This is a genomic window from Parapedobacter indicus (assembly GCF_900113765.1).
In the GTDB taxonomy this organism is placed as follows: domain Bacteria; phylum Bacteroidota; class Bacteroidia; order Sphingobacteriales; family Sphingobacteriaceae; genus Parapedobacter; species Parapedobacter indicus.
Window position 1 is genome coordinate 31,647 of sequence record NZ_FOQO01000002.1, and the last position, 19,798, is coordinate 51,444.

At 49.3% G+C, this 19,798-nt stretch carries 16 protein-coding genes; 11 read left to right on the forward strand and 5 right to left on the reverse strand.

From position 1 onward, the window contains the following. Window positions 1–54 precede the first annotated feature (54 nt). The gene (msrB, locus tag BMZ56_RS26230) at window positions 55–1,191 is read left to right on the forward strand and encodes a peptide-methionine (R)-S-oxide reductase MsrB (RefSeq protein ID WP_090624520.1); all 1,137 of its coding nucleotides are present in this window, start codon (window positions 55–57) and stop codon (window positions 1,189–1,191) included. Here msrB and BMZ56_RS03910 read toward each other — a convergent pair. After that, the gene (locus tag BMZ56_RS03910) at window positions 1,188–3,608 is read right to left on the reverse strand and encodes an alpha-ketoacid dehydrogenase subunit alpha/beta (RefSeq protein ID WP_090624523.1); all 2,421 of its coding nucleotides are present in this window, start codon (window positions 3,606–3,608) and stop codon (window positions 1,188–1,190) included. The two genes, msrB and BMZ56_RS03910, sit on opposite strands and share 4 nt — an antisense overlap. Window positions 3,609–3,859: 251 nt before the next feature. Here BMZ56_RS03910 and BMZ56_RS03915 point away from each other — a divergent pair, with 251 nt between their 5' ends. Together BMZ56_RS03915 and BMZ56_RS03920 are read left to right on the forward strand one after the other, a co-directional pair. After that, the gene (locus tag BMZ56_RS03915) at window positions 3,860–5,167 is read left to right on the forward strand and encodes a 4Fe-4S dicluster domain-containing protein (protein ID WP_090624525.1); all 1,308 of its coding nucleotides are present in this window, start codon (window positions 3,860–3,862) and stop codon (window positions 5,165–5,167) included. A 56-nt stretch (window positions 5,168–5,223) separates the two neighbouring features. Further along, complete coding sequence (locus tag BMZ56_RS03920) at window positions 5,224–6,015, forward strand: (Fe-S)-binding protein (RefSeq protein WP_090624527.1); 792 nt, start codon at window positions 5,224–5,226, stop codon at window positions 6,013–6,015. Window positions 6,016–6,078: 63 nt separating this feature from the next. On the opposite strand, the gene BMZ56_RS03925 is transcribed toward BMZ56_RS03920, so the two are convergent. After that, entirely contained in the window at window positions 6,079–6,420 is a 342-nt protein-coding gene (locus tag BMZ56_RS03925; RefSeq protein ID WP_090624529.1) for a winged helix-turn-helix transcriptional regulator, read from the reverse strand. Between the two features lie 99 nt (window positions 6,421–6,519). On the opposite strand from BMZ56_RS03925, the gene BMZ56_RS03930 reads away from it, so the two are divergent. Beyond that, window positions 6,520–6,882 carry a DoxX family protein gene (locus BMZ56_RS03930; RefSeq protein ID WP_090624531.1) on the forward strand — a complete coding sequence of 121 codons (363 nt, stop codon included), beginning with the start codon at window positions 6,520–6,522 and terminating at the stop codon, window positions 6,880–6,882. Window positions 6,883–7,036: 154 nt separating this feature from the next. Here BMZ56_RS03930 and BMZ56_RS03935 read toward each other — a convergent pair whose 3' ends face one another. Further along, window positions 7,037–7,549, reverse strand: coding sequence for a TlpA family protein disulfide reductase (locus tag BMZ56_RS03935; RefSeq protein WP_090624533.1), 513 nt, complete (start codon window positions 7,547–7,549; stop codon window positions 7,037–7,039). A 19-nt stretch (window positions 7,550–7,568) separates the two neighbouring features. After that, window positions 7,569–8,591 (reverse strand): LacI family DNA-binding transcriptional regulator, encoded by a 1,023-nt coding sequence (locus BMZ56_RS03940; RefSeq protein WP_090624535.1) that lies wholly within the window; start codon window positions 8,589–8,591, stop codon window positions 7,569–7,571. Window positions 8,592–8,835: 244 nt separating this feature from the next. Here BMZ56_RS03940 and BMZ56_RS03945 point away from each other — a divergent pair, with 244 nt between their 5' ends. The 5 genes from BMZ56_RS03945 (at window position 8,836) to nagA (ending at window position 15,691) form a co-directional block, all read left to right on the forward strand. After that, window positions 8,836–10,899: an alpha/beta hydrolase gene (locus BMZ56_RS03945; RefSeq protein ID WP_218146457.1), complete on the forward strand. Its 2,064-nt coding sequence runs from the start codon at window positions 8,836–8,838 to the stop codon at window positions 10,897–10,899. 27 nt (window positions 10,900–10,926) lie between these two features. Beyond that, window positions 10,927–12,366 (forward strand): Gfo/Idh/MocA family protein, encoded by a 1,440-nt coding sequence (locus BMZ56_RS03950; RefSeq protein ID WP_090624539.1) that lies wholly within the window; start codon window positions 10,927–10,929, stop codon window positions 12,364–12,366. Window positions 12,367–12,383: 17 nt separating this feature from the next. Continuing rightward, on the forward strand, window positions 12,384–13,124 hold the full coding sequence (locus tag BMZ56_RS03955; protein WP_090624541.1) for a glucosamine-6-phosphate deaminase: 741 nt from the start codon (window positions 12,384–12,386) through the stop codon (window positions 13,122–13,124). A gap of 63 nt (window positions 13,125–13,187) precedes the next feature. Next, window positions 13,188–14,498, forward strand: a complete 1,311-nt coding sequence (locus BMZ56_RS03960; RefSeq protein WP_090624544.1) for a sugar MFS transporter — start codon at window positions 13,188–13,190, stop codon at window positions 14,496–14,498. A 2-nt stretch (window positions 14,499–14,500) separates the two neighbouring features. Continuing rightward, window positions 14,501–15,691 carry an N-acetylglucosamine-6-phosphate deacetylase gene (gene nagA / locus BMZ56_RS03965; protein WP_090625765.1) on the forward strand — a complete coding sequence of 397 codons (1,191 nt, stop codon included), beginning with the start codon at window positions 14,501–14,503 and terminating at the stop codon, window positions 15,689–15,691. A 65-nt stretch (window positions 15,692–15,756) separates the two neighbouring features. On the opposite strand, the gene BMZ56_RS03970 is transcribed toward nagA, so the two are convergent. Then, entirely contained in the window at window positions 15,757–16,773 is a 1,017-nt protein-coding gene (locus BMZ56_RS03970; RefSeq protein WP_090624546.1) for a LacI family DNA-binding transcriptional regulator, read from the reverse strand. 120 nt (window positions 16,774–16,893) lie between these two features. Between BMZ56_RS03970 and BMZ56_RS03975 the strand changes: the two genes are divergently transcribed. Beyond that, on the forward strand, window positions 16,894–18,417 hold the full coding sequence (locus BMZ56_RS03975; protein WP_090624548.1) for a xylulokinase: 1,524 nt from the start codon (window positions 16,894–16,896) through the stop codon (window positions 18,415–18,417). A 30-nt stretch (window positions 18,418–18,447) separates the two neighbouring features. Further along, a complete protein-coding gene (xylA, locus tag BMZ56_RS03980; RefSeq protein WP_090624550.1) occupies window positions 18,448–19,779 on the forward strand; it encodes a xylose isomerase in 1,332 nt (443 codons plus the stop codon). Window positions 19,780–19,798: the final 19 nt, after the last annotated feature.

Below are 19,798 nucleotides of genomic sequence, written 5' to 3' on the forward strand. Positions count from 1 at the left end.
TGTTATTTAGGTAATACCCGCTAGAACGGCTAAGCGGGGTAAATTGTGATAGCCATGAAAAAGATAGTGATTACATCGGTGGTGTGCCTGATCGGATTCGCGCTGATGGGCAGTGCCGTTTATCGTGTGGTAAGCGGCAGTAAACATTCCAACAAAAACAATAACGTCATGAATAACGAAAAAACAACGGCAGGCTCAGCAATCATTTATTTTGCCGGAGGCTGCTTCTGGGGAACGGAACATTTCTTCAAGCAAATACAAGGGGTAAGCACCACGGAAGTAGGATACGCCAACGGGCACATTGAAAATCCTACGTATCAACAAGTCGTACAGAATAACACGGGATTTGCTGAAACGGTAAAGGTAACGTATGATCCCGAGACCGTTGATTTAAATCTCCTGCTTGATCTGTATTTCAAAACCATTGACCCAACCAGCCTCAACAAACAAGGCAACGACCGGGGTACTCAATACCGGACGGGTATTTATTATACGCAGGACGAGCAGCTTCCATTGATCAAACACGCAATAGCAACGGTTGCCAAGCAATACGCGCAACCGATCGTAGTGGAGGTTACTCCATTGGAAAATTTCTATACCGCCGAAGATTACCACCAAGACTACTTGGATAAAAACCCCAATGGGTATTGCCACATCAGTCCAGCGCTGTTCGAATTGGCCAGGAAAGCAAATGTAAAGAAGGAAACCGATGCTACGCAGACCTATACAAAACCGGACGCCGCAACGCTCCGGAAAACACTCACGCCACAACAATATGCCGTGACGCAGGAAAACGCCACCGAAAGACCGTTCGAAAACGAATATAACGACGAGTTCCGTGAAGGTATCTATGTGGACATCACGACCGGGGAGCCACTTTTTGTATCGACCGACAAATTCGAATCGGGTTGCGGATGGCCGAGTTTCTCCAAGCCGATCAACGACTCGCTGATTGACGAATTACAGGACAATTCGTTTGGCATGCGCCGCACCGAGGTACGCAGCAAGACGGGCGACGCCCACTTGGGCCACGTATTCAACGACGGGCCTAAGGAGAAAGGTGGCTTACGCTATTGCATCAACAGCGCTTCGCTTCGTTTCATTCCAAAAGAAGATATGGAGAAAGAAGGATATGCCAAGTATCTGCCGCTGGTAAAACCTGCCGATGCCGTAGCTTCATCGGGCCACTAATCGAACAGTCGGGGATAATTTTTCGGATTAGCCTCGTGCATGATGGCATAAACGGCTTCGATCACATCGTCGGCCGATGGTTTGGAAAAATAGTCTCCATCTGAACCATACGGTGGTCGGTGTGCTTTTGCGGATAGTGTCCGCGGCTGGCCATCCAAGTGATAGTATCCGTTCTGGACTTCCAAAATCTGCTGTAGAATAAATGCCGAGGCCCCTCCGGGCACATCCTCATCCACGACCAGCAATTTGCTGGTTTTACTGAGGGACTGTGCACAAAGATGTTCCTCATCAAACGGCTGCAAGGTTTGAGGATCCACGATTTCGATGGAAATGCCAAGGTTCTCCAATTCTGCAGATGCTTCCTGCACCACCCGCAACGTCGAACCATACGAGACCACGGTCACGTCACGACCTTCCCGCACGATTTCAGCCCGACCCAACGGCACGGTAAATTCGCCCACATTGACCGGCATGCGCTCCTTGAGCCGATAGCCGTTGAGGCACTCGACGACGAGCGCCGGCTCGTCCGACCGTAGCAGTGTATTATACATGCCCGCCGCCTGTGTCATGTTACGGGGTACACAAACGTGAATACCACGCATCGACCCCAGGATCATACTCATGGGCGATCCGGAATGCCAGATTCCTTCCAGCCGGTGACCACGGGTACGAATGATCAGCGGCGCTTTCTGCCCACCTTTAGTTCGGTAGCTGAGGCTTGCCAAATCATCGGTCAGCACCGTTAAGCCATATACCAGGTAATCAATGTACTGGATTTCCGCAATCGGCCGTAGGCCCCGCATAGCCAATCCCATTCCCTGCCCGATAATAGCCGACTCCCGGATGCCCGTATCAAAGATACGGTCTTCACCGTACTTCGCTTGCAGGCCTGCAAATCCTTGGTTTACATCACCGATCTTGCCTACATCCTCACCGAAAGCGACCAGTTTAGGGTCACGTGCAAAATTCGCATCGAAACACGCGTTCAGCACTTCCCGGCCGTCTACGGTCTTACTATCTGTACCGTAGTCGGCCTTTACGATGGGAATTTGCTTTGGCGACTCCACCGTATCCGTAAACAGGTGGGAATTGTACCGATCGTGATTGACCTGTTGCTTTTTTTCATACCAGGAAAGCAACGCCTTCTTTTCTTCGTGCTGCACATGTCGCAGCAAACGGATTACCCGTCTAACGGTACTATATACTTCCTTGAGGGAAGGTTCCGTAATGGATTTCAGTTCATTGAGCAGTGTTTGCACCGTCTCATCCGGAATGGCCGCCATCAATTGGATGGCTTCCGTAACGTCCTTTTTGAGCGCCCGGTTATAATCCGCCCATGCGCGTCGTTGCTCGGCACGTACATGCTCTTTCACGCCGCGCTCAATCTCGGCCAGCTCACTTTCTTCTGCAATGCTCGATTCGATCATCCAGGCACGCATTTTGGCAACGCAATCAAAGTCCTTCTCCCAGGCAAGGCGCTCCTTCGATTTATACCGTTCATGAGATCCAGACGAAGAATGCCCCAGTGGTTGAGTCATTTCCGTCACATGAATCAATACAGGGATATGCTGCTCCCGGCTGATGGTCGCTGCCCGTTCATACGTTTCACAAAGCCCTGGATAATCCCAGCCTTTCACTTTGAAGATTTCAAAACCTTCGCCGTTTTCATCGCGCTGAAATCCCTTGAGTACTTCGGAAATATCTGCTTTAGTCGTCTGGATTTCATTGGGTACGGAGATCCCATATCCATCGTCCCAGATCGAGATAACGGTAGGTATCTGCTTTACGCCGGCAGCATTTACCGCCTCCAGAAAGACGCCTTCAGAAGTAGAGGCATTGCCCACGGTACCAAATGCCACTTCGTTTCCACCATTTGAGAACTGGTTCAATTCCGCCAATTCGGGATTGTTTCGATACAATTTGGAAGCAAGTCCAAAACCCAATAACCGTGGCATCTGTCCCCCGGTAGTGGAGATATCCGACGCCGAGTTTTTCATCAATGTCTGGTCCACCCACCGCCCTTCCGGTGTCAGCATCCGCGTAGCGAAATGGCTGTTCATCTGTCTTCCGGCAGAAGACGGGTCTGCCTCTACGTCTGGATGCGCATATAATTGGGAAAAAAACTGATAAACCGTGAATATACCTGCGGCAAACATAAACGTCTGATCGCGGTAATAACCTGAGCGCCAATCGCCTAATTGGAATACCTTGGCCATCGCAATTTGCGCCAATTCCTTACCATCGCCGAATACGCCAAATTTGGCTTTACCGGTAAGCACTTCCTTCCGGCCCAATAAACTCACGAACCTGCTTTCCGCTGCTACCCGGTAATCCGCTATGACAATTGCTTTGAAATCGTCAAAACTGAGTTTGGTATGTGTGGGTTGCTCGCTTGGTTTAATATGAGTATTTGACATAATTAAATTGCGTTGGCTCCAAAAATAGAAAAATATATTTTTTTAAAAGCGATATTGACCTTCTAAATTCAGGCGCGTTTATTGGTTTTGGCAAAATTGGCCGTCAATACATCTTTTGCATTGTTTCAGTAATTATAACGTATAAACCTAATAAAGATTGTGTGATACAAGCCAAATCGAGCCAATTTTTAAAATCCATCTAAATAATTTATTATGCTTGCATAGTATTTTTAATTCCGTAATTTCGTAACATGACGCCACCGGTAATAAGCCAACTGATCTTCGCAGTCTTATTCGTAGCTGCGTTGGCATTGGCCATATTCAATGCCCGGAAGATCATTCAAAACATCCGGCTGGGTAGAAGTGAGCAACGCGCCGATCAAACGGGCAAGCGGTTGCAAACGATGTTGTTGGTAGCATTCGGGCAAAAAAAAATGTTCAAACGTCCTTTTGCGGCACTTCTTCATTTATTTGTTTACCTGGGATTTTGCATCATCAACCTAGAGATGCTCGAAATCGTCATCGATGGCCTGTTTGGTACTCACCGAGCTTTTTCGGGTTTGGGTGGCTTTTACTCCTTTTTAATCGGTGCATTTGAATGGCTGGCGTTGAGTGTTCTGGTGGGCTGTGTAATTTTCCTCACCCGGCGCAACATCACCCGTGTCCGGCGCTTTTTCGGCATAGAGATGACTCCCTGGCCCCGTACCGATGCCAACCTGATTCTTACCGCCGAAATCTTGTTGATGGCTGCCTTTCTAACCATGAATGCGGCCGACCATAAACTGCAATTATTGGGCGCCCCACACTATACGCAGGCGGGTGCATTTCCCATAAGCAGTTGGTTGCTCTCTGCATTACCCGACAGCATTCCATCGCTCATCGGCATCGAACGTTTTTCCTGGTGGTTCCACATCATCGGAGTATTGATATTTCTCAATTACCTCCCCTATTCCAAGCACCTGCATATTCTCCTGGCTTTTCCCAACACGTATTTTTCAAACCTGCATCCCAAAGGGCGCTTTACGAATATGGACAGTGTGACCAATGAGGTCAAGGCCATGCTTGATCCTTCGTATACTCTGGAAACCACGGCAGCTCCCCTTCGTTTCGGCGCGAAAGATATACAGGACCTTACTTGGAAAAACCTATTAGAAGCGTACACCTGTACCGAATGCGGTCGGTGCACATCGGTATGCCCGGCAAACATCACAGGCAAGCTGCTTTCCCCACGTAAGATCATGATGGACACCCGCGACCGGATGGTAGAGGTGGGGGACAATATCCGGAAGAACAAAGAAGATAAGGATGATGGCAAGTCGCTGCTGGACAACTACATTACCCGCGAAGAAATTTGGGCATGTACCACCTGCAATGCCTGCGTGGAGGCATGCCCCGTAAACATCAATCCGCTGGAAATCATCGTCGAACTACGGCGCTATGCGGTCATGGAAGAATCACAGGCCCCCATCCCGCTCAATGCGATGTTTGGCAATGTGGAGAATAACGGTGCGCCCTGGAAATACGCGCAGGCGGATCGGGCAAATTGGGTTGATGATTAATTAATGGTAAATGGAGGGGAATTGAAAATTGAAAATGAACTTTCAATTTTAAAAAAATGAACGAACTACACATACCGACGATGGCCGAACTGGTGGCTAGGGGTGAGACGGCCGACATCCTCTTTTGGGTGGGTTGTGCGGGTAGCTTTGACGAGCGTGCTCAACGCATTACTCGCGACATTTGCAAAATCCTGCACCATGTGGGTATCAGGTATGCGATCTTAGGCACTGAAGAAAACTGCACGGGCGATCCTGCAAAACGGGCGGGCAATGAATTTCTGTTCCAGATGCAGGCAATGATGAATATTCAAATCCTTGATGGATACGAAGTAAAGAAAATCGTTACCGCGTGCCCGCATTGTTTCAATACGCTGAAAAACGAATACCCTGATCTGGGTGGCCATTACGAGGTCATTCATCATACCCAACTTATCCAACAGTTGATCGATGAAGGCAAACTTAAGGCCGAAGGGGGTGAATCCTTCAAGGGACGGCGCATTACCTACCACGACCCCTGCTATTTAGGGCGCGGCAACGACGTATACGAAGCGCCGCGCAAGGCATTGGAATGTCTCGACGCCGAGCTGGTAGAAATGAAACGTTGCCGCAGCAACGGCCTGTGCTGCGGTGCCGGCGGTGCGCAAATGTTTAAAGAGCCCGAAAAAGGAAAAAAAGATATCAACATCGAACGCACCGAGGAAGCCCTCGAAACCCAGCCTGAAATTATTGCAGCTGCTTGCCCCTTCTGCATGACCATGCTGCGCGATGGGGTGAAGATCAAGGAAAAAGAACACGATGTGCACGTGTTGGATATTGCCGAAATCACGGCAAGGGCCAATGGATTATGATGATCTTCTGATGGGAAATGCGAGTACCTGAAGTCATAACGTGCAAATTACTACTGACAAGTTTCACCCGCCCATTATAATTTTCTGCCTGTGGTGGTAACCCCATCTTTCCATAGCGCCCAATACTTCCTCCAAAGTTTGACTGTATTCGGTTAGTTCATACTGAACCGTAATCGGCTTGGTGTTGCGGACGTTCCGGCTAACTAATCCGTTCATTTCCAATTCGTGCAATTCCTTGGATAAAATACGGGGCGAAATGCCCGCCTCTCGCGACAATTCGTTAAATCCCTTCTTTCCACTTCTTAAAACGGTAATCAACACCAATTTCCACTTCCCGCCTACTATATCTAACGTATCCCGTATCGCCATTTTCGCCTTAGCGCAGCTTTCCAGCGTATGTTCCATTGCTCACTATTCTTTTTGTAAGTACTATCCTTTTTGTAACAAATAACAAATATATAGTATTTATTTGAAGATTTGCATGGAAATTAAACGAATAAATGTATGTCACAAAAAGCAATAAAAATCACCGGTTGGGTATTAACCATTTTATTAGCACTGCTGTTCACGAAGAGTGCCTTTATGAAATTCACACAAACCGGGACCGAAATCATCGCGTACGGAATGAGTGCTACGACGTTTATGTATGTCGGCTTTATCGAGCTCTTTTGCTTGATCTTATTTATCATTCCAAGGACCGGCGTATTGGGTACACTTTTGCTGGTTGCGTATATGGGTGGGGCAATTGTTACGCATCTTGAACATCACGAACCGATAGTCATTGCTGTGATTATTCAGATTATCTTATGGATTACCGCTTTTATTCGTTTTCCCGAATTTACACAAAGACTATTACCAAAAAACTAACATGCCATGTTACAAAGAACCCTATCAAAAATTAATGTCCGTTACTATACCAAGGCTTTACAAAGAATACCGAAATGGTGAAATGCCACATTTGAATCATTTGCCTGAGAAGCAAAGGATAGATTCGTATGAAATACAGTAGCGTATCGTATCGTTATCGCGACGTATCGATCGCTTCCTGTAATACCGGATCATCAGCTTTAATTGAATAATATTTCGCGATATGTCCGTCCGGACCGATGATCAGGTAACGCGGGATCCAATTCAGCTCTATGTCATTGGTAAAATCGTTTTTCCAATCGGTTTTAAACCAATAATGCTCACCCTCGAGGTGGAACTTTTTAATCCCGTCTTTCCACGGTTGCTCCTGCCGATCAAGTGAAAAAAATACGGTATGGACATCGGGGTTGGCTTTTTGAAGCGCATGCAGTTCGGGAAATCCTTTGATACAATCGGGGCACCAGGTTGCCCAAATGTATAGCAACACCGTTTTCCCTTTGTTCGCGCGCAAGATCTCGCCGGCGGATTTTTGCTGGCCATCTAATCCGAACAACGGTTGCTGTAATGCTTTTTCCGAAAATTCGGTCTTGGACACTATTGGGGCTTTCTGTCCCATCGCTAGCTGTGCAACGAAAATACCGAGTATTATTAAAACAGTGGCTTTCATAAAGCAAAGGTACAGTTTTTTAACGTAGGGTTCGCAGTGTGGACTCTCTTGGAATTAACATTCCGGGCAAGACAATCTCGCGAGGTTGAAAATTAGATTTCCGTACGATATGCTGCAGTAAAAGCTCACAACTCAACTTTCCGACCTCATAAGCGGGTTCTGCCACAGTAGAAAGTGTAGGTGAGATGATGGTCGACATGGGATCATTCGTGAATCCAATGACACCAAAATCCCGACCAATGGCTACGTCACGTGCCCTGAGTGCTTGCATCACACCAATAGCTTTGCGATCATTTACAGCAAAAACCGCATCGGGTCGCTCCGCTTGATCAAACAGGGATGTCAAATCAGCTTCTCCATGTGCCTGTGAAAATCCCGAATGGATAATCCATTTGGGATTGGCCGGCATATCATGCTTCTCCAACGCATCCAAATAACCCGCCAATCGATTTTTCGTAAAATCCAGATCTGCAGGACCAGCTACATGTGCAATGCGGGTGAATCCCTGCTGGATCAAGTGTTCAACAGCCTCAAATGCGCCGTTGTAATCGTCCTGAACGACTCTGGATGCATCCACGCCGCCCAATACGCGATCGAAAAAAACTACCGGTGTCCCTTCACCAATGATGCGTTCAAAATTGCAATTCGCAGCAGAATCGGAACAAACGGATACCAATACCCCATCCAGATTCTGCGTATTCAGATTTTTGACGACGTCTAATTCCCGTTCAGGCGAATCGTTGGTTACATAAAGTACGATATTATATCCCTTTGCATAGGCCATCTCCTGAATGCCCGTAATTACCATTGAAAAATAATAATTGGTGATGAAAGGCAGGATAATCCCAATGTTACGCGTTCCACCGCCTGCTAATCCCGAAGCATTGAAGTTGGGTTTATAGTCCAGTTCCTTGGCCAATTGCAGCACTTTCTCACGCGTTTCCGGATTGACGTCGTGGGCATCGCGCAATGCGCGTGAGACCGTTGAAATCGAAATATTCAGCATTCGGGCGATGTCCTTAATGGTGACGTGTGCTGGCATAACTATCGTGGTTCAATCTGTTGGTACGTAAACGCAAATATGCAAATAATGAGTGAAATCAGTGCTTTTACCCGGTTATTTCGGCAACGTTCTCGCTAATTTAAGCCCTTTTTTTGTTGTATTCAAGGCACGCTATCGATACTTTTGAGATACCAATTTGGTAAAACCAGTTATTCAAACAAAGGGCTCAGATTCGACGAACAACCATATGAAAACGTATAACAACCGACGAGATTTCCTAAAAATGGCAAGCATTGGAGGGTTTACGGCTTTAACCGCGCATACCTCCCCTCATTTGTCTTCTCCATCTGCTGCCGGGGCTGGGATAGAAGCAATCCCCGACAGCGACAAATCGGTGCTGGAACGCCTCAACCGCTTCCCGCGTGTCATGCAAGAATACATGGTAAGCTACCTTCGCAAAAAAGAACACCAAAGCAACGCGATAAGAAATGGACTAAAGACGAAGGAAGACGCGGAAAAATACATCGAAAACGTCCGAAGCAAAATCAACACCATATTGGGTCCATGGCCGGAAAAAACACCTCTCAATGCCCAAACACTGGGAAAGGTGGAACGGGAAGGCTATGTAATCGAAAAAGTGGTCTTTGAAAGCCGACCAAATTTTCTGGTGACCGCAAATTTATACCTTCCTACTAACCAGAAACATCCGTTGCCTGGCGTATTGGGTACATGCGGACATAGCGACAACGGAAAGGCTTCTGCTGCCTACCAGTCGTTTTGCCAAGGACTCGTCAAAAAGGGGTATGTGGTGCTGATATTCGATCCTGTAGGACAGGGAGAGCGATTGCAATACGTCGATGAGAACCTCAAACCCCTTATGCGAATCGGCACGGAAGAGCATAATTACATAGGCAATCAGTTGACGCTAAATGGAAGTTCACTCAGTCACTGGTTTGCATGGGATGGAATTCGTGCCTTGGACTACTTGCTAAGCAGACCCGAAGTGGACCCAAAACACGTTGGCGTAACAGGGAATTCCGGGGGAGGTACGCAAACCGCGTTACTGTGCGGAGTCGATCCCCGTATCACCATGGCCGCACCGGGATGTTACATTACCACGTGGAGGCGCAATCTGGAAAATGAAGAGGCAGCCGATGCGGAACAATGCCCACCCAACGCAATTGCCCAAGGATTAGATCACAGCGATTTTCTAGCAGCGATGGCCCCTAAGCCCGTGATTATCCTGTCCCAAGAAAAAGACTTTTTTGATGTCCGTGGTGCTCTTGAAGCTTTTGAACGCCTAAAACATTTGTACAAACTGCTGGGTGCAGAAGACAAAATCCAATGCCACATCGGATCGGATTACCATGGTTATTCCAAGGGAAACCGGGAGGCGATGTATGGGTGGTTCAATCGGTTCACTCGCTTGTCGACCGAACACCTTGAACCTGCCCTCACCATCGAAACGGACAAAACGCTACAATGCACACCCCGGGGACAGGTCAGGGCACTGGGTTCAAAAACGATTCACCAATTCATTCATGAACGAGCTATCACGTTAACGAAAAAAAGGCAAACCCCTACAAGCGAAGCGCTCAAGACAACGGTATTGAAGGGTTTGAAGTGCCCGCTTATTGACCGAGTGCCCGATTACAGAATATTACGAAGTCCGGGCGACCGGTCTTATCCGACTAAGTATTCAGCACATTACGCAGTTGAAACGGAGGAAGGGATTTTTTCCTTACTTTATTTGCTTCGTAACGAGCCACACTACTCGCGCCTTCCCGTCCAGCAAAATCCGGCGATCCTGTATGTTGCTCACCGTTCGTCAGATGCGGAACTCCGTGTCGAACCACTGGTCAAGGAGTTGATCACTCAACACCCGGACACCGCCTTCTATGCATGTGACGTACGCGGTATCGGTGAATCGGAACCTAACACCACAAACCGGGGATTTGACACGCCTTATGGAAGCGATTACTTTTACGCGGTACATGGTCTGATGATCGATTACCCCTACGCCGGGCAGCGAACTTACGACGTACTCCAGGTAGTTAACCTACTGAAGTCTGTCGGGCATACAAATATTCATTTGGTGGGTAAGGGCTGGGGAGCCATCCCGGCTACGTTTGCCGCCTTATTGGCAGATGGCGTTACACAGGTAACGTTGAAGAATGCGCCTACCAGCTACGCGGATATCGCCCAAAGTGAACGATACAATTGGCCCCTGTCTGCCTTGATTCCCGGAGTATTAGCCCAATTCGACTTACCCCAATGCTATACTGCGCTGACATCGAAAAATATCACACAAATTGAACCTTGGTCGGCCCTCGCTGATAAACAATAAGCCCACGGGTATTAAAAGTCAATAAACATGTCAAATAGAAGAACGTTTCTGAAACAATCCGGTCTCGCAGGTGCGGGACTATTTAGCACCTCCCTGCTCGGGGTAGCCTGCGCGGAAAATACCAAGGCTACAGAAGAGCCGCTGTCGCACATCCGCCAACAGGCAAACCAATCGCACACGAAGCAATTCAATATGTGTGGTTACGCCGCCCCTCCTTTGGAAAATGTGCGTATCGGTTTTGTCGGGGTTGGCAACCGCGGGTCTGCCGCCGTGCAGCGGATGAGCTATATCCAAGGTGTCTCCATCCAAGGAATTGCCGATGTCAGACCCGAAAAGGCCGAAGCCGCCAAGCAGCGCATCCAGCGGCCGGGGCATGAGGCGACCTTATACACGACCGACGAAAATTCGTGGAAGGAACTCTGCGAACGCGAAGACATCGATCTCATCTACATTGCCACCCATTGGAAGCTGCATGCGCCCATCGCGCTCTATGCGATGGAACATGGGAAGCACGTGGCCACAGAAATTCCGGCGGCAACCTCCGTGGAAGACTGCTGGAAGCTGGTGGAGACTTCCGAACGGACGCGCAAGCACTGTGTAATTCTTGAAAATTGTTGCTATGACTTCTTTGAGCTTCTTACACTCAACATGATTCGGCAAGGTTTTTTCGGCGAACTGATCCACGGCGAAGGAGCCTATATCCATGATATCTTGGACAGTTTGGTTGACCCTACAAAACGCTATAACTTTTGGCGGCTGGAAGAAAACACCCATCGTAATGGCAATCTTTACCCCACGCACGGTCTCGGACCGATTTGTCAGGCCATGGACATCAACCGCGGCGACCGCCTCGAATACATGACGTCGATGGCGTCTGACGATTTCATGCTGAAGCAACGCATTGAAGAAGCAGCAAAGGAACATCCGGAATTGCGCAGCCATGTCGGGCCGACTTCCAGAAGCAACATGAACTCCAGCACCATCCGTACCGCAAAGGGACGGACCATACTGCTCCAGCACGACGTCTCTTCTCCACGCCCCTACTCACGTATTCACCTGCTGAGTGGCACGAAGGCAACTGCACAGAAATACCCACTCCCACCTCGCATTGCTACGGGACACGAGGGATGGTTGGACGAAGCGGAATTCGCCAAACTGGAAGCGCAATATACACCGCCTATCGTTCGGAAAGTAGGTGATCTGGCCAAAAAAGTAGGTGGGCACGGTGGTATGGACTTCTTGATGGATTGGCGCCTCATCGACTGCCTGCGGAATGGCCTTCCCGTGGATATGGATGTTTACGACGCTGCGACATGGAGCGTTGTCGGCCCCCTCAGCGAATGGTCATCCGCCAACCGAAGCGCACCCATCGACATCCCGGACTTCACCAACGGTGCCTGGAAAACGAACCAGCCCGTGGATATTTCTCTTGAAAAAGGCGCAAACACTGATGTCATCTTAGCATAATTACACTCAATATACTAATGAATATTCATATTTTTTCAAACACACAAGAATTAGGTAAAGCGGCGGGAGCTGCAGCAGCGGCCATTATCCGCGAAACCATTGCCCAAAAAGGAACAGCCAACATCATCCTGGCAACGGGAACGAGCCAGTTCGAGACGATCAAGCAATTGATTGCCGAAGAAGGTATCGATTGGTCTGCAGTGACCATGTTCCACCTTGATGAGTACATCGGCTTACCCATTACACACAAGGCCAGTTTCCGCAAATACTTAAAAGAGCGTTTTCTCGAACAGATGCCTCCTTTGAAAGCTGCATACCTCATCGACGGAGAAACCACCCCGGAAGCCGAAACCGAGCGGCTGGGACAGCTTATCCAGCAACATCCCATTGATGTTGCCCTGGTGGGAATTGGCGAAAACGGACACCTCGCCTTCAATGATCCACCCGCAGATTTCGACACCGATCAACCGTATCTGGTGGTCAATCTTGACGGTCCCTGCCGGGCTCAGCAATACAACGAAGGTTGGTTTGCATCTGTAGACGACGTACCGCGGCAAGCCATCAGTATGTCGGTACGCCAGATCATGAAATCAGCGCATATCATCTGTTCGGTACCCGATGCACGGAAAGCTCAAGCCGTAAAAGACAGTTTAGAGCGGCCCGTGAGCAACCAGTATCCCGCTAGTATCTTACAGCAGCATTCGGATTGTAGCTTTTTCCTAGACCGGGAATCTGCAAAACTACTTAGCGATCAGTAATTACCTAGACGGCTGTTATCCGATTGAAGGGTAGCGGCCGTCTTGTCAAGATAAAACCAAATTATGCCTATAGCAACGACTGCTGCATCACTCACCAAACGACAGACCTATAGCTCGATTTTTATCATCGGGATGCTGTTTTTTATTTTCGGCTTCGTATCGTGGGTCAACGCGATACTCATCCCGTATTTCAAGATTGCCTGCGAGCTGAACCACTTCCAATCGTATTTGGTTGCTTTTGCCTTCTACATCGCCTACTTTGTAATGTCCGTGCCTTCCGCTTACCTGTTGAAACGGGTTGGCTTCAAAAAAGGGATGATGGCCGGTTTTTGGATGATGGCCCTGGGGGCGGCTATTTTTGTCCCTGCCGCGATGGTAAGGACCTATGAATTTTTCCTACTGGGCTTATTTACGCTCGGTGCGGGTTTAGCGGTACTGCAAACAGCTGCCAATCCGTATATCACGGTGCTGGGTCCGCAGGAACGTGCTACCCAGCGCATCAGCATCATGGGCATCTGCAACAAGGGAGCCGGCATCCTAGCTCCATTGGTTTTTGCTGCCGTCATCCTCCGCCCGACGGACGGTGAGCTATTCAGCCAGATTCCGTTGATGGACGATCAAACACGTGCACAGACGCTCGATGCACTCATCCGGCGCGTCATCGTGCCTTACAGTTGCGTAAGCGTGGTACTTCTTACACTTGGGCTGGTGGTACGATACTCATCGCTACCCGAAATCGACACCGAGCATGAAACGGAAGCGGTGGCGTCTGTCAATGCAGGCCGGACCAGCATCTTTCAGTTTCCACATCTTATCCTCGGTGCTGTGGCTATTTTCCTTCATGTAGGCACGCAGGTCATTGCCATTGATACCATTATTGGCTACGCCGGCTCGATGGACATCGACTTGTTGGAGGCCAAGTCATTTCCTTCCTATACACTTTCGGCTACCATCATCGGCTACCTGATCGGCATTGTCTGCACACCCCGATTGTTCAGTCAGCTCACCGCTCTGCGGCTTTGCACAGTGCTCGGACTGATCTTTTCTTTCGGTATACTCTTTGCCACCGGCACTATCCGACTGTTGGGACACGAGACGCATGTATCGATATGGTTCGTAGTACTGTTGGGCCTGGCCAACTCCTTGGTGTGGGCTGGTATATGGCCCCTGGCGTTGGACGGCCTGGGGCGCTTTACGAAACTCGGCGGCTCCATCCTGATCATGGGCCTCTGCGGAAATGCACTCCTACCGCTGCTGTACGGATACCTGGCAGACAGCCACTCATTGCGCGACGGATACTGGGTATTGGTACCCTGCTACGTATACCTTATTTTCTATGCGTTCAGGGGGTACCGGATAAAAAAATGGATCTGAAGATGAACACAAAAATAATCAACGGCAAGGCCATCATGCCCTACCGCATCCTTGACAATTGCTGCATACTGGTGATGGACGGTAAAATCGCCGATATCCGCCAAGGTGATATCGACGTGCCCCATGCCGAAATCCTCGACGCCGGTGGCCACTATGTATCCCCCGGTTTCATCGACCTGCACGTACACGGCGGTGGTGGTCATGATTTTATGGACAATACGGTGGAGGCCTACCTCGCGATCGCGGAAACGCACGCCCGCTATGGCACGACAGCGTTGTGCCCTACCACACTCACCGCAGAGAAGGCTGATCTGCTTAAAACACTGGAAGTATACGAGCGGGCAGATCGCCGGAATAGTCGCGGTGCACAATTCGTTGGACTGCATCTCGAAGGACCTTATTTTGCGCTCAGTCAGCGCGGGGCGCAGGATCCGAAATACATCCGCAATCCGGACCCGGCGGAATACCGGGAAATCCTTGCGGCTTCTTCGCACATCCGGCGGTGGAGCGCTGCGCCCGAATTGCCAGGGGCACTCGAATTCGGGCGCTACCTGCGATCGCAGGGTGTACTGGCGGCGGTAGCCCATACCGATGCCATCTATGAAGATGTGGTAGAAGCCGTAGAAAATGGATATACATTGGCCACACATCTGTACTCGGGCATGTCCGGTGTGACACGCCGGGAATGCTTCCGTTATGCCGGTGTCATTGAAGCTGCCTACCTACTTGATGAAATGGATGTCGAAATCATCGCAGACGGCATCCACCTGCCGGCGTCGCTACTCAAAATGGCACACAAGTTCAAGGGAGCGCATCGCACTGCCTTGATTACCGATGCCATGCGAGGCGCCGGAATGCCTCCCGGAGAAAGTGTACTCGGCAACAGGGATACCGGATTGAAGGTTATCGTTGAAGATGGGGTGGCAAAACTGCCCGATCGTAGCTCCTTCGCGGGAAGCGTAGCCACAGCCGACCGGCTTGTCCGCAACATGGTTCAACTTGCTGGAGTCGACCTCCCGGAAGCCATTCAGATGATTACGGCTACTCCCGCACGGATTTTGGGTATACACGACAAGAAAGGTTTGCTCGCCATTGGAAAAGACGCTGATATTGTTATATTTGATGAAAAGCTTACTATCAAAGCCACCCTTGTCAACGGGATCTTCGTATATAACAACGCGACCGACCATTGACCCATTTATCGATGTGCACCTCTCAATTTGACGTAAACCAGCGAGGTAAGCATATCTTTATCCCCTTATCGCGACGAACTCTCTCTGACCAATAGCTTGGGTATTAACACAATTTTCTCAGGTTTGTGGCTGTAATAATTACCCTTCTTGAGTAGCCTAAGGAACAGCTGAGCGACCTCCTCCCCCATTTCAACGGTGCGTTGATCCAATGTGGAGACCGCTGGGCTCACCAAACTCGTAAACGCTTCATTGGCAAATCCGACTACGCCTACTTCTTTAGGAACATGTTTTCCAACTGCCTTCAGTTCCTGCACCACTCCCATGGCCGTGAAATCTTCCAGCGTAAAAACTGCATCGAAGGCTGTGCCCTTGGCCAATAAATCCCGCACACATTTGCGACCAAATTCAAGCGAAAAGTCGCCCTTGACAATCAGGTCTTCATCTATGGGAAGGCCGTGTTGTGTCAAGGCATCCAGATAACCTCGCAGGCGTTCGTTGAAGATATGGACATTCCGGTATCCGTTGATGTGCACAATCCGGCGGTACCCCGCCTTAATTAAGTGTTCGGTGGCCATGAATCCACCACGATAGTCATCGATGGTAACCGAGGGTACATCAAGTCCCTGCGGCACCCGGTCAAAAAAAGCCAACGGAATATTTCGCTCCTTCACTTCCTCATATCCACCCGGCCCCTCCGTTTCCAGGGATATGGAAGCAATGATGCCATCCACACGCGAGCGCAAAAAAGTATCGATGCCCTTATTTTCCTGTTTAACGGATTCTTGGGATTGATATAATAAGATGGTATACCCATTTTCGTTCATTACTCCCTCAATCCCATGCACGACCGAGCTAAAAAAACTCACATCCAAGCGTGGCACCAAAACCCCGATGATCTTGGTTTTACCCGAACGTAGCGATGAAGCCACTTTATTAGGCCGGTATCCGAGTCTATCCGCCGTTTCACGAACGGCCTTTTTGGTTGCCGCACTAATGGCCGGGTGATCATTAAGTGCCCGGGCTACCGTGGAAAAGGTGATGTTAAGCTCCTTGGCGATATCTAAAATGGTTATCTTTTTCAAATTCGAATCGGGTTAGTGTCCAAAAGTAAACAAAATAACGATAGATTTTGGAAATACCCAAAGAATAACCTACCTTTATGCCAACGTTAGCATTTTTATGAAACCTATATTAGTTTCCCCATGTTACTCTTAGGTATTGATATCGGCACCTCATCTATAAAAATATCTGTGGTAGATGCAGATACACAGGCTTGTATTGCGGCTACCCGCTATCCGGAGGATCAGGAAAACCACATTCTTTCGGTCATACCTGGCTGGGCGGAACAATCGCCGGATATGTGGTGGGAACAGACGACACTGGCGATTCGCAAACTTACAGCGGGTGGCACGTTCAAACCACAGGATGTCGGCGCAATTGGAATCGCCTATCAGATGCATGGATTGGTGGTGGTTGATGAAAACGGCGACGCGCTACGAAATTCCATTATCTGGTGCGACAGTCGGGCTGTGGAAATCGGCGAAACGGCGTTCGAGCATATGGGCCCACATCATGTATTGGAACGCCTGCTCAATTCGCCCGGCAATTTTACGGCGGCAAAATGGGCTTGGGTAAAGGCAAATGAACCGGATACCTACGCCAAGGCGCACCAGATCATGCTTCCCGGCGATTATATCGCACTCAAATTGACCGGCTCCGCTACCACTAGCATATCGGCCCTTTCCGAAGGGGTATTCTGGGACTTCAAAGCCAATGGCATTTCAAAAGACGTCGTACAGTATTTCGGGTTTAACGAAACCATATTCCCTGAAATCAAACCACTGTTTAGCGAGCATGGCACGTTACGGAACGAGGTAGCCCAACAGCTGGGACTCAAGCCCGGCATCCCTGTCTCGTACAAGGCGGGGGATCAGCCCAACAATGCCCTCTCCCTCAATGTGCTCCAGCCCGGTGAAGTTGCTGCCACTGCGGGCACATCCGGGGTAATTTATGCAGTAAGTGATGAATTAGTATACGATCCTGCATCGCGGGTAAATACGTTCGCTCATGTCAACTACACGGCAGAGGAACCACGGACGGGTGTATTGTTGTGCATCAACGGAACCGGTATCCTCAACCGTTGGGTTAAGGACCATTTCGGACATGGCATCGACTACCGACAGATGAATGCAATCGGCAAGGCCGTAAGTCCCGGTAGCAACGGCCTCAAAATCCTGCCTTTCGGCAATGGTGCAGAACGCATCCTTCACAATCGTATTCTCGGCGCAAGGTTTATTGATCTCGATTTTAATGCCCATGGACGTTCCCATGTATTCCGGGCATCGCAGGAAGGTATTGCTTATGCATTCCGGTATGGACTTGATATCATCCGTGAAAACGGCATGAATCCGTCCATTATCCGTGCCGGGCAGGCTAACCTGTTCCTTAGCGAGCTATTTGCAGAAATTTTTGTAGACGTCACCGGTGTGCCCGTTGAGCTCTATGAAAACGATGGCAGCGTCGGTGCCGCCCTCGGTGCAGGCATCGGTGCGGGTATTTTCAACTCACCGCAGGAAGCGTTTAGCCAGTTGAAAGCCCTGAAAACCATCGAACCGCAAACCTCCGATTATTACGAAGGATTATACCAAGAATGGAAACAACTGCTTGACGATCAACTGACCCAGGAATTGAAAAATTCAAAAAACGGCGAACCAACCGCCTCATAAATTAACAAATTAACGAATAAACAAAAGAACATGTCAAACGTACTTATCGGCGAAAGAGAATACTTTAAAGGGATCGGTAAAATTGGATATGAAGGTCCTGAATCGGACAATCCGTTTGCATACCGCTGGTACGATGCCAGCAAAGTTGTTGCCGGCAAAACCATGGAAGAACACCTGCGGTTTGCCGTAGCCTACTGGCACTCGTTCAATGGCAATGGTACCGATCCGTTCGGCGGACCTACCTTGTTTTTTCCCTGGGACGAAAACAGCGATGTCATTCAACGTGCGAAGGATAAGATGGATGCGGCTTTTGAGTTTTTCACGAAAATTGGAATGCCGTATTATTGCTTCCACGACGTAGATGTGGTTGACTATGGAAATGATGTCGCTGAAAACGAACGCCGGCTCCAGACTTTGGTGGAGTATGCCGGGCAGAAGCAGACCGCCAGTGGGGTGAAATTACTATGGGGTACTGCCAACTTGTTTTCCCACCAGCGCTACATGAATGGAGCCGCCACCAATCCCGATTTTGCGGTTATCGCGCATGCAGGTGCACAGATCAAAACGGCATTGGATGCTACCATTGCCCTCGGCGGAGAAAATTATGTATTCTGGGGAGGTCGCGAAGGTTACATGACTTTGCTGAATACCGACATGAAACGGGAACAAGAGCACCTTGCGCGCATGTTACACATCGCCCGGGACTATGCTCGTGCTCAAGGTTTTAAAGGCACATTTTTTATTGAGCCTAAACCTTGTGAACCTACAAAGCATCAATACGACTACGACGCGGCGACGGTGATCAGTTTCCTCCGACAGTATGACCTGCTTGACGACTTTAAGCTTAATCTGGAAGTGAACCACGCAACACTCGCCGGACACACGTTCCAGCATGAGTTGCAGGTGGCTGCGGATGCCGGATTACTCGGCTCAATGGACGCCAACCGAGGCGACTACCAGAATGGATGGGATACGGATCAGTTTCCGAATAATATCAATGAGCTCACGGAATGCATGCTCATCATCCTCGAATCCGGTGGTTTTGGAGGTGGCGGCATTAATTTTGATGCCAAAGTACGACGCAATTCGACAGATCGTGCCGACCTATTCCATGCGCACATTGGCGGTGCCGACACCTTTGCCCGCGCGTTGGTTACGGCCGACAATATCCTACAGAAGTCAGACTACCGCAAGCTGAGGGCCGAGCGCTATGCATCTTTTGATACCGGAAAAGGCAACGATTTTGAAAATGGCAAATTAACGCTAGCTGATCTCCGCAATATCGCGGCAGCATCCGGAGAACCGGAAATCCTCAGCGGCAAGCAGGAGCTATTTGAAAATATAATAAACCGGTTTATTTAGTGGAAAATTAAAGTTGGAA

Excerpts from the sequence above, each read along its gene's own strand:
- msrB (WP_090624520.1), top strand. The coding sequence starts at position 55 with ATGAAAAAGATAGTGATTACATCGGTGGTGTGCCTGATCGGATTCGCG.
- BMZ56_RS03910 (WP_090624523.1), bottom strand. The coding sequence starts at position 3,608 with ATGTCAAATACTCATATTAAACCAAGCGAGCAACCCACACATACCAAA.
- BMZ56_RS03915 (WP_090624525.1), top strand. The coding sequence starts at position 3,860 with ATGACGCCACCGGTAATAAGCCAACTGATCTTCGCAGTCTTATTCGTA.
- BMZ56_RS03920 (WP_090624527.1), top strand. The coding sequence starts at position 5,224 with ATGAACGAACTACACATACCGACGATGGCCGAACTGGTGGCTAGGGGT.
- BMZ56_RS03925 (WP_090624529.1), bottom strand. The coding sequence starts at position 6,420 with ATGGAACATACGCTGGAAAGCTGCGCTAAGGCGAAAATGGCGATACGG.
- BMZ56_RS03930 (WP_090624531.1), top strand. The coding sequence starts at position 6,520 with ATGTCACAAAAAGCAATAAAAATCACCGGTTGGGTATTAACCATTTTA.
- BMZ56_RS03935 (WP_090624533.1), bottom strand. The coding sequence starts at position 7,549 with ATGAAAGCCACTGTTTTAATAATACTCGGTATTTTCGTTGCACAGCTA.
- BMZ56_RS03940 (WP_090624535.1), bottom strand. The coding sequence starts at position 8,591 with ATGCCAGCACACGTCACCATTAAGGACATCGCCCGAATGCTGAATATT.
- BMZ56_RS03945 (WP_218146457.1), top strand. The coding sequence starts at position 8,836 with ATGGCAAGCATTGGAGGGTTTACGGCTTTAACCGCGCATACCTCCCCT.
- BMZ56_RS03950 (WP_090624539.1), top strand. The coding sequence starts at position 10,927 with ATGTCAAATAGAAGAACGTTTCTGAAACAATCCGGTCTCGCAGGTGCG.
- BMZ56_RS03955 (WP_090624541.1), top strand. The coding sequence starts at position 12,384 with ATGAATATTCATATTTTTTCAAACACACAAGAATTAGGTAAAGCGGCG.
- BMZ56_RS03960 (WP_090624544.1), top strand. The coding sequence starts at position 13,188 with ATGCCTATAGCAACGACTGCTGCATCACTCACCAAACGACAGACCTAT.
- nagA (WP_090625765.1), top strand. The coding sequence starts at position 14,501 with ATGAACACAAAAATAATCAACGGCAAGGCCATCATGCCCTACCGCATC.
- BMZ56_RS03975 (WP_090624548.1), top strand. The coding sequence starts at position 16,894 with ATGTTACTCTTAGGTATTGATATCGGCACCTCATCTATAAAAATATCT.
- xylA (WP_090624550.1), top strand. The coding sequence starts at position 18,448 with ATGTCAAACGTACTTATCGGCGAAAGAGAATACTTTAAAGGGATCGGT.